Genomic DNA, 8,402 nt, shown 5'->3' with positions numbered 1-8,402 from the left:
GAAAAATCGGAGATAATTTCAAAGGTTTACCTATCGCTATTGCCGTCTGATTTGGCGACTTACGGCAGGGATGCCAAGGCACTTTTGAAGGAGCTGCAGAGCCAGAATGAGAGAATGTTTTTGGTGACGTTCCTCGTGTTGAACACCGGAAAAACCGAGCAGGAACTGGAAACCAATGTGTTTCAGGCAGTCAGCATTGCCCAGAAGCACAACTGCGAATTATGTCGCCTCGATTTTCAGCAGGAGCAGGGCTTGATGAGCAGCCTGCCGCTGGCAGACTGCCAGATCGAGATTCAGCGTGGTCTGACCACCAGCAGCACAGCGATTTTTGTACCGTTTACCACGCAGGAGCTGTTCGACAACGGCAAGGAAAGCCTGTATTATGGCTTGAATGCTCTGTCCAACAACCTGATTATGGTTGACCGCAAAAAGCTGAAGAACCCCAACGGTCTGATTCTGGGCACTCCCGGTTCCGGTAAATCCTTCAGCGCAAAGCGTGAGATCTGCAATGCGTTCCTCGTGACGGACGATGATATTATCATCTGCGACCCAGAATGTGAGTACGCTCCGCTGGTGGAGCGTCTGCATGGGCAGGTCATCCACATCAGCCCTGCCAGCACCCAGTATATCAACCCGATGGACATCAACAGCAACTATTCGGAAGAGGATAACCCGCTGGCTTTGAAAGCCGACTTTGTACTGTCCCTGTGCGAACTGGTGGTGGGCGGCAAGGAGGGCTTGCAGCCAGTGGAAAAGACGGTCATTGACCGCTGCGTCCATGTGATCTATCGCAAGTATTTCGAGAATCCCACCCCGGAAAATATGCCGCTGTTGGAAGATCTGTACAACGCCCTGCTGACGCAAGATGAACCGGAAGCCCGCCATGTGGCGGCTGCGCTGGAAATCTACGTCAAGGGCAGTCTGAACATTTTCAACCACCACACCAACGTGGATATCAATAACCGCATCGTCTGTTTTGACATCAAACAGCTTGGCAAACAGCTGAAAAAACTCGGTATGCTTATCGTGCAGGATGCTGTGTGGGGGCGTGTCACCGCCAACCGTAGTGCCGGAAAATCCACCCGGTACTATGCAGACGAGTTCCACCTTTTGCTGAAAGAGGAGCAAACTGCGGCATACAGCGTTGAAATTTGGAAGCGTTTTCGTAAGTGGGGTGGCATCCCGACAGCCCTGACGCAGAACGTCAAAGACCTGTTGGCAAGCCCTGAAGTATCGAACATTTTCGAGAACTCGGACTTTGTGTATATGCTCAATCAAGCCAACGGAGACCGACAGATTCTCGCAAAGCAGCTCAACATCTCGCCCCATCAGCTTTCCTATGTGACCCATTCCGGCGAGGGCGAAGGGCTGCTGTTCTTCGGCAACGTCATTTTGCCGTTCGTCGATCACTTCCCGAAAGACCTTGAACTCTACCGCATCCTTACGACCCGCCTTTCCGAAGTTGCGGAGGCGCAAAAGCATGAGTGAGAAACAGCCGAAGCTGAAATTCGAGGAGGAAAAGGAGCGCACGGCTACGCGCTCCCCTCCGAAAAAGTCTAAAGTGGAGCAGTCGGTGCCCAAAAAGCAGAAACTGAAACAGGATGCAGACAAAGCTGCGGAGAAATCCCAGCATCTGCGTTTTGGCAAAGCCGAGATAACCCCGGATGAAGCATCCCGCATGACAAAGCAGCAGAAACGTGCTATGTATGCCGCTGCTGCCGCCCGGTCTGCGGCACATCGAGAGATTGATCAGTACGAGGACGACAATGTGGGCACGCAGGCTTTAAGCGAGGGCGAAAAAGCTGCCGAGACTACCCACGATATTTCCAAGAGCCGTTACGCCAGAAAGCTGAAAAAGAAAGCCAAGATGCAGGGCAAGAAGGGTGCCAAAACCGCAAAATCTTCCGTGCAGAAGCCGCCTGCGGCACAAGATGCAGGCGCATCCGGCACCGGCGAGGGCAGTTCCAACTGGCTTTCACGCTGGAAACAGCGGCAAGAAATCCGTAAAAGTCACTATGCCGCCGCCCATTCGGGTACAGCGGCACAGACCGCAGGCGGCAAAGCGGTATCCAATGGCACCACTGCTGCGAAGTCTGGCATGGAACAGGTCATCGACAAAGGAAAATCGGTGGTCAGTACCGCAGTCAACGGCATTGCCAATTTTGCAAAAAGCAACGCGCACGTTCTTTTGATCGTGGGCGTTTTTCTTTTGCTCTTGCTGCTGGTCATGTCGGCATTTTCGTCCTGTTCCATTCTGTTTTCAGGCACCACGCAGGTATCCGGTCAGACCATTTACACCGCAGAGGACCGGGACATCCGGGGAGCCGAAACCGACTACAAGAAGCTGGAAAAGGAGCTGGACAAAAAGATCAAGCGCACCCCCACCGACCACCCCGGCTACAACGAGTACCAGTATCACCTTGACCCCATCGAGCATGACCCATGGCAGTTGACCTCTTTTCTCACGACTCTCTATGACGATTACACCCGGTCAGAGGTGCAGGGCAAGTTGAAGGAGACCTTCAAAAAGCAGTACAAGCTGACCACATGGGTGGAGGTGCAGATACGGTATAAGACCGTCTGGGTCATCAGTCCGGCAGGAATCCCAGTCCCTACGCAGGTGCCCTATGAGTACCGCATCTTCCACACCAAATTGGTGAATAAAGGGCTGGAAGTGGTTGTCCGGGAGGAACTGGACAACGACCAGTGGAAACGCTATGAGATCTTTCAGGATACGCTGGGTGGTCGGCCTTATCTGTTCAACGGCGGTCTGCCGCCCGGTGGCTCCGATGGCTCCGGCACACCCGGCATCGACTATCAGGTTCCTGCGGAAGCCCTGACGGACAGCGAGTTTGCCGCTATCTACAAGGAGGCGCAAAAGTATGTGGGCACGCCCTACGTCTGGGGCGGTTCTACCCCGGAAACCGGGTTTGATTGCTCCGGCTACGTTTGCTGGGTCTACAACCAGAACGGCTACAATGTGGGGCGCACCACCGCCAACGGTCTGTGGAACAAGAGCCAGCACATTTCCGAAGCCGAAGCAAAGCCCGGCGACCTTGTTTTCTTTGAAGGAACGTATGATACGCCGGGGAAAAGTCATGTGGGCATCTACCTTGGAAACGGCAAGATGGTGTCTGCCGGAGACCCCATAAAGTATGCTGATATTCACTCGTCCTACTGGCAGAAATACCTGTCCGGTTTTGGACGGCTTTCAAAATGATTGGAGGAAGAAATGAGCGAAAAACTCGATAAACTGCGCGCTTCTCTGGAAAAGGAAAGGGAGCGTCGCATTAAGATCAACACTCGCATTGAAAGCCTTGAGCGGCGGATTCAGGAAGCAGAAGCTGCCGAGGTCAACGAGATGGTGCGCACCGCCAAGGTCACGCCGGAACAGCTTGCCGCCCTGCTGCGCCAGTCTGCAAACACTACCCCGAACCCGGCTGCGCTGTCCGCAGTTGGTGCAACATTCAACAAGGAGGATTCTGATAATGAAGATGATGAATAAGGTTTGTGCGCTGGTGCTGTCGGTGGCACTGTGCGCTGGCATGGCTGCTCCTGCTTTTGCCTATGGCGGTGAGCCTGTGGAGGAAGTGGAGCAGCCTGTCCTGACTTCTACCACCGATGAAGAAGATGTAGTCACCGTGACCGATGAGGAAACCGGTGCCCTGACCCCGGAGGGCAACCTGACGCTGGTGGACGACTACCACACCAACTATTCTGATGGCAGCGGTCAGCAGTTTATCACGCTGGTGTCGAAGTCGGGTGCGACTTTCTATCTGGTGATAGACCGCAACGCCAAAGGGCAGCAGACCGTCCACTTTATGAATCTGGTGGACGAAGCGGACCTTTTGACACTGATGGAAGAGGATGCCGCCGATGCCTACACCGCTGAAAAAGAAGCAGCGGCGCAGGCGGAACAGGATAAGCTGAAAGCCGAGGAAGAAGCGAAAAAAGCCGCCGAAGAAGCGGCAGCATCCGGCGAGGAACAGCCCAAGGAAAACAAGGTCACAAAGATCGCATCCGGCTTTCTGGGTGTGGTCGTGCTGATTGCGCTGGCGGCAGGCGGCGGCTTCTACGCTTTCACAAAGCAGAAGCAGAAAAAGCAGGCCGAAAAAGAAGCCCTCGACCCCGATGCAAACTACACCGAGGACAAGGGCGATTTTGAGATTCCTGTGGAGGATGAACCGGAAGAACCCGGCGAGGAAGATACCGAACCCATCTGATTTCAAGGCGGCATTTGCCGCCTTACATAACTATCATTTGTGTATTTTTCGGAAGCGCAATCATTGTGGCCGAATGCTATATATCGTATCAAATTGGTATGGATCTGATTGTAAAACTTTTCCATTTGAAATCACGATAATTGTTTCGCCTTCTTTAATTTGCGATAGTTGAACTTGCCCTTTCAAATAATCTGATGCTCCATGAATTATGTATTCATCATCGGCATCATACAACTGGTTTTTTGCTATTGCATAGATACAGTTCTCTTGCAAATCCACATTTGTGACTGTGAGCTTCGATTCTTTTCTATCTAAAAAATTCACTTTGAAAAAACCAAAGGAAAAAACTACTATCATTGCAGTGCAAATGCTGAAAATCACTTTCTTTGTCATTTTATTCGCCTCTATAAGAAAGAAATAGCGTATATAACGACTGCGTTATTCGCAAAGCACCTGTATAAGAAGTTGGATATTGTGAGCCATCCACTGTGCTTCCATCTTTATGAATTCCAATAGCCACATATCCAGATCCGGAAATGTATTCCACAAGTGGGCCGCCACTAAATCCACCTGTCAGATCCCAATCGCCTTTGAGATATTTAGACGTTTGACTTTTTATATGGCCGGAGGATTTACACATTTTATATTTAGCATCTACTCCGTTTATCTGACTCGGATAGCCGTAAGCATACACCAATTGTGATGACGAATAGTTATTGGATTGCCAATGCAACCCCAACCATCCGGTTTTTGATCCAAGATTATTTTTGAGTGTAATAATAGCCCAATCCTCCGAAGATTTTCCGGCAAGATAAGAACTACTAACAGTCATCGAACTTGCCGAAACATTTTCGCTTCCATAGGGTTTACTGCTGCCAGAACGTGCAGGCGCTACGTTTACCGACTTAACATATGCTTTATCCTTTATACTGTAAAGATTATGCGCCGCCGTTGCAAGCGCATTTGGCCCAATCATAAATCCGGAGCCATAATTGGTGCCGCCACTACTAGTTGTTATTTGCAAACAGACAGTGCTGCAATATGGTGATGATGCCGGATTATCAACAACTACAATATCGTTATTTCCGACAATCGCACTAGGATCCAATATATCAAAATTCGGAATTTTTCCATTAGGAAAATAGCCTGCACTTGTTTCCTCATCCGTCAAGGAATTAGTTTCAAATACAATTTTTTCAATTGATTCTTCTCCAGTATCAAAATCGTATTTATGGTATTCTTCCGTACGGAAATTTTCTCTATCACCTGAATCGTCCGCAAAAACAGTCATTCCAGAATTAAAGCTTAATGCAGACAATGCCATGATGCTGCTTGACTTCAAAAAAAGTCTGCGAGATATTTTTTCAACTTTCATATTAATTCCTTTAGATTTTTGATTTATCTACTGGTGCTTCCTGTAATGGTCTCACTCTGCCCATCAGTATAACTAAATGTTGCAGAATACTCCAGCTTATAAGATTTTCCGGACTTAGTGTTAAAATTGTTTGGCTGACTTTGTTTTTAAGGATTCACTTTTATCCTGCATCGGAATCACCTCCATGCAAACTTTTATGCATTTACCTTCCACAGGAACTTCTGCTTAGTCATTCTTATTGCTGCAGATCGGCTCCATCCTGTAAGCACCCCAAAAGATGTACGTAAAGCCTCTTGCCTGCATATTTAAGAGAAAGCGGATATGCTCTTTTACCATTGATTTGAATGTAGCCATTTTCAGAAACCGTTATGCGAATATCTGGCATTCCGTCCATTGTTTCACCAAAAGCTATCGTGAGTTCATTGAGTGCACCGCTATCACCAGAACCACCAGCATAATCAGTGACAAAATATGTCTGCTCAAAAGTTTTGGCAATATCTATATATGTCAGGTCATCCTTTTCAAATAGCCAAGACTGGTCAATTTGAGCACCATTAGTGTCTACTGTAAGATGGTATGCTGATACTATCCTGCATTGTTTCAATGGACGTTCTATTATCACAAAGTGAGTGACTTTTATACAAATCAGTATGACCACCAAAATCAAGGTCACAGTCATTGTGATTACTTTTTCTTTTTTTCTCATCATAAATAGACAATACACCTCCAATCTTTTGCTCCTAATAGGAGCTTTTGCTTAGTCAACGTAGCTCGCCTTATGTTTGTGACAGCTTTTTTGAAAAAATCTCTGCTTTTCGTTATGTTTGTACGCTTATACAAAGAATCTCCATGTTATTTGTTGATTCTAACAAATAGCATGGAGTTTCATATTAAAATACGTTTTCAGCAATTTTCATAATCTCATCTCGTGAAATGTTTCCCATAATCGTGTTTGAAACGCCTCCTTGCTCCCAGCTTAAAATATAAACGGTGTCTCCGTTTTCGCTTGCACTCGTTCCCAAAGTTGCATCTGCTTCTCCGACCTTTACGGTTTCGTACACTGTATGCTCATTATCAAATAGGGGCTGCTGCCCCGGCTGGATAATTGAACAACGGACAGTGTAGCTTTCCTCTGTTTCTTTTGACGAGTAAACATGTAAAAAGTTTTCTGCTCGTTCAAATTTCTGCGCATCGTCCATTTCAAAGCCGTCCGGCACATAATGATCGCTGTATCCATCCGGTAATCGTTCCAACGGTTCGCCGTCCACTTGATACGTCAGCTGCATCTCAATGGGCAGGAACTTCTGAATCATCGTGTAGACTGCCTTGCGGAAGTCTGCGCTTACTGCAAGTGCGCCGAGAGTTAAAATTACCAGCGTCATGGCTGCAACAAGCACTCGTTTCAGCACAGGGCGGTGTTTATGCAACGCCGCTTGCAGGCGGGCATCCCATCGGGAAGTGTCCGGGTAGCGTTCTTTAAGCTGCGCCGGAGTTGGTAGCTCGTTCAGTTCTTTCTGTGCATCTGCATGGATTGCCATCATCAATGCAGCATCAAAAGAAACTTCTGCTCTCTCACTCATGGTGGTTCAACTCCTTCCACAATAGTTTTCTTCCACGGAAAAGCCGCATCCGAACCACTTCGTCCGTCAGTCCAAGCGATTTGGCAATCTCCCGGTTGGTGTAGCCCATTGCCAAAAGGCGCAGTGGGTCACGGTACATCGGTTTCATCTGTCCGATCAGTTCTGTCAGGTGTTCGATGTTGTCGGCGCTGACTGCTGCATCATCCGGCACCGGGGCTCCATCTGGTGCGTCCGGGATTTCTTCCAGCAGTTCTTCCCGCTGCTTGCGAAGCATATCGTAAGCACGGCTTCTACTACAACTAACGAGATAAGCAGCGAGTTCGTGACAGTTTTCTCGATGAATTTTAGAAAAATTTTTGGCAACGTACAAAAACACCTCTTGCAGCACATCCTCTGCCAGATACGAATCGCCCATGATTTTGTAAGCAGTATGGTAGACCAGCCGCTTATAAGTATTATATACATCTATAAACTGTTCTTCATTGCTTTGATCGTCAAGAACAGCTAAGTACAGAGAAAGCAACACAACCACCTCCAACTGATTCGCATGGATTGGATGTAGTGTACCACGAACCAACAAAAATGTCGAATGTCACTAATGTTGTAAAGGAGCGTGATGCCATGGCCCAACCAAAAACTGACCTCGCCTATTTCCGTAGCGAAAAAGCCAAAGCAGAGCAGAAGCTGCACTACCGCAGAAGAAGCCCTTGACCCTGATGCAAACTACACCGAGTACAAGGGCGATTTTGAGATTCCGACCGATGTGCCGGACGAGGACGAAGCCCCGGACGAACCGGGCACCGAACCCATCTGATTTCAAGGCGGCATTTGCCGCCGTACATATTGCAATCCGAAACAGATTGGAGGGATTCTTATCGCAAAATTGATCGTGGCGGAAAAACCGTCCGTCGCCATGTCCTATGCCAAAGTTCTTGGTGCCACCAGCCGTCAGGACGGCTACCTTGAAGGCAACGGCTATCTGGTGAGCTGGTGCGTGGGGCACTTGGTGGAACTGGCACCGCCCAACATCTACGATGCCAAATACGTCAAGTGGAGTATCGCAGATTTGCCCATTCTGCCGCAAAAGTGGCAGTATCTGGTGTCTGCGTCCACCAAAAAGCAGTTTGGCATCCTGCAAAAGCTGATGCACCGCCCGGATGTGGAGAGCATTGTGAACAGTTGTGATGCAGGATAGTGCGGTTGGGTGACTCAAGAGAAAGAAAA

10 protein-coding genes and 1 pseudogene are annotated in these 8,402 nt (G+C 48.6%); 6 read left to right on the top strand and 5 right to left on the bottom strand.

Annotated features, from left to right (window positions below; genetic code table 11):
• From DXB44_RS13910 to DXB44_RS13895, 4 genes are all read left to right on the top strand, one after another.
• Positions 1-1,488 (top strand): VirB4-like conjugal transfer ATPase, CD1110 family (locus tag DXB44_RS13910; protein ID WP_199680620.1); only part of this gene is annotated, 1,488 nt, incomplete at its 5' end.
• Positions 1,481-3,220, top strand: coding sequence for a C40 family peptidase (locus DXB44_RS13905; RefSeq protein ID WP_118659072.1), 1,740 nt, complete (start codon positions 1,481-1,483; stop codon positions 3,218-3,220). The genes DXB44_RS13910 and DXB44_RS13905, both read left to right, overlap by 8 nt.
• A 12-nt stretch (positions 3,221-3,232) precedes the next feature.
• Positions 3,233-3,505 carry a DUF4315 family protein gene (locus DXB44_RS13900; RefSeq protein WP_118659071.1) on the top strand — a complete coding sequence of 91 codons (273 nt, stop codon included), beginning with the start codon at positions 3,233-3,235 and terminating at the stop codon, positions 3,503-3,505.
• On the top strand, positions 3,489-4,223 hold the full coding sequence (locus DXB44_RS13895; protein WP_055186024.1) for a DUF4366 domain-containing protein: 735 nt from the start codon (positions 3,489-3,491) through the stop codon (positions 4,221-4,223). The genes DXB44_RS13900 and DXB44_RS13895 overlap by 17 nt, the downstream gene beginning before the upstream one ends.
• A gap of 60 nt (positions 4,224-4,283) precedes the next feature.
• Here the strand turns inward: DXB44_RS13895 and DXB44_RS13890 are convergent, their stop codons facing one another.
• From DXB44_RS13890 to DXB44_RS13870, 5 genes are all read right to left on the bottom strand, one after another.
• Positions 4,284-4,616, bottom strand: a complete 333-nt coding sequence (locus DXB44_RS13890) for a hypothetical protein (protein ID WP_055186023.1) — start codon at positions 4,614-4,616, stop codon at positions 4,284-4,286.
• Between the two features lies 1 nt (position 4,617).
• On the bottom strand, positions 4,618-5,598 hold the full coding sequence (locus tag DXB44_RS13885; protein ID WP_242915959.1) for a trypsin-like peptidase domain-containing protein: 981 nt from the start codon (positions 5,596-5,598) through the stop codon (positions 4,618-4,620).
• A 235-nt stretch (positions 5,599-5,833) separates the two neighbouring features.
• Positions 5,834-6,307, bottom strand: a complete 474-nt coding sequence (locus DXB44_RS13880; protein WP_055186022.1) for a hypothetical protein — start codon at positions 6,305-6,307, stop codon at positions 5,834-5,836.
• 181 nt (positions 6,308-6,488) lie between these two features.
• The gene (locus tag DXB44_RS13875) at positions 6,489-7,178 is read right to left on the bottom strand and encodes a DUF4367 domain-containing protein (RefSeq protein ID WP_118659070.1); all 690 of its coding nucleotides are present in this window, start codon (positions 7,176-7,178) and stop codon (positions 6,489-6,491) included.
• Positions 7,171-7,704: a sigma-70 family RNA polymerase sigma factor gene (locus DXB44_RS13870; protein ID WP_242852949.1), complete on the bottom strand. Its 534-nt coding sequence runs from the start codon at positions 7,702-7,704 to the stop codon at positions 7,171-7,173. The genes DXB44_RS13875 and DXB44_RS13870 overlap by 8 nt, the downstream gene beginning before the upstream one ends.
• A 90-nt stretch (positions 7,705-7,794) precedes the next feature.
• On the opposite strand from DXB44_RS13870, the gene DXB44_RS13865 reads away from it, so the two are divergent.
• Both DXB44_RS13865 and DXB44_RS13860 read left to right on the top strand, forming a co-directional pair.
• Positions 7,795-7,992: a hypothetical protein gene (locus DXB44_RS13865; RefSeq protein WP_055186019.1), complete on the top strand. Its 198-nt coding sequence runs from the start codon at positions 7,795-7,797 to the stop codon at positions 7,990-7,992.
• Positions 7,993-8,052: 60 nt separating this feature from the next.
• A pseudogene (locus DXB44_RS13860) lies at positions 8,053-8,370 on the top strand (toprim domain-containing protein); the annotation flags it as partial.
• Positions 8,371-8,402 lie beyond the last annotated feature (32 nt).

Source organism: Faecalibacterium sp. OM04-11BH (genome assembly GCF_003482185.1).
Classification (GTDB): domain Bacteria; phylum Bacillota; class Clostridia; order Oscillospirales; family Ruminococcaceae; genus Faecalibacterium; species Faecalibacterium tardum.
Note: the sequence above shows the minus strand (reverse complement) of the source record. Positions and strands in the feature narration are given on the sequence as shown.

Excerpts from the sequence above, each read along its gene's own strand:
- DXB44_RS13905 (WP_118659072.1), top strand. The coding sequence starts at position 1,481 with ATGAGTGAGAAACAGCCGAAGCTGAAATTCGAGGAGGAAAAGGAGCGC.
- DXB44_RS13900 (WP_118659071.1), top strand. The coding sequence starts at position 3,233 with ATGAGCGAAAAACTCGATAAACTGCGCGCTTCTCTGGAAAAGGAAAGG.
- DXB44_RS13895 (WP_055186024.1), top strand. The coding sequence starts at position 3,489 with ATGAAGATGATGAATAAGGTTTGTGCGCTGGTGCTGTCGGTGGCACTG.
- DXB44_RS13890 (WP_055186023.1), bottom strand. The coding sequence starts at position 4,616 with ATGACAAAGAAAGTGATTTTCAGCATTTGCACTGCAATGATAGTAGTT.
- DXB44_RS13885 (WP_242915959.1), bottom strand. The coding sequence starts at position 5,598 with ATGAAAGTTGAAAAAATATCTCGCAGACTTTTTTTGAAGTCAAGCAGC.
- DXB44_RS13880 (WP_055186022.1), bottom strand. The coding sequence starts at position 6,307 with ATGATGAGAAAAAAAGAAAAAGTAATCACAATGACTGTGACCTTGATT.
- DXB44_RS13875 (WP_118659070.1), bottom strand. The coding sequence starts at position 7,178 with ATGAGTGAGAGAGCAGAAGTTTCTTTTGATGCTGCATTGATGATGGCA.
- DXB44_RS13865 (WP_055186019.1), top strand. The coding sequence starts at position 7,795 with ATGCCATGGCCCAACCAAAAACTGACCTCGCCTATTTCCGTAGCGAAA.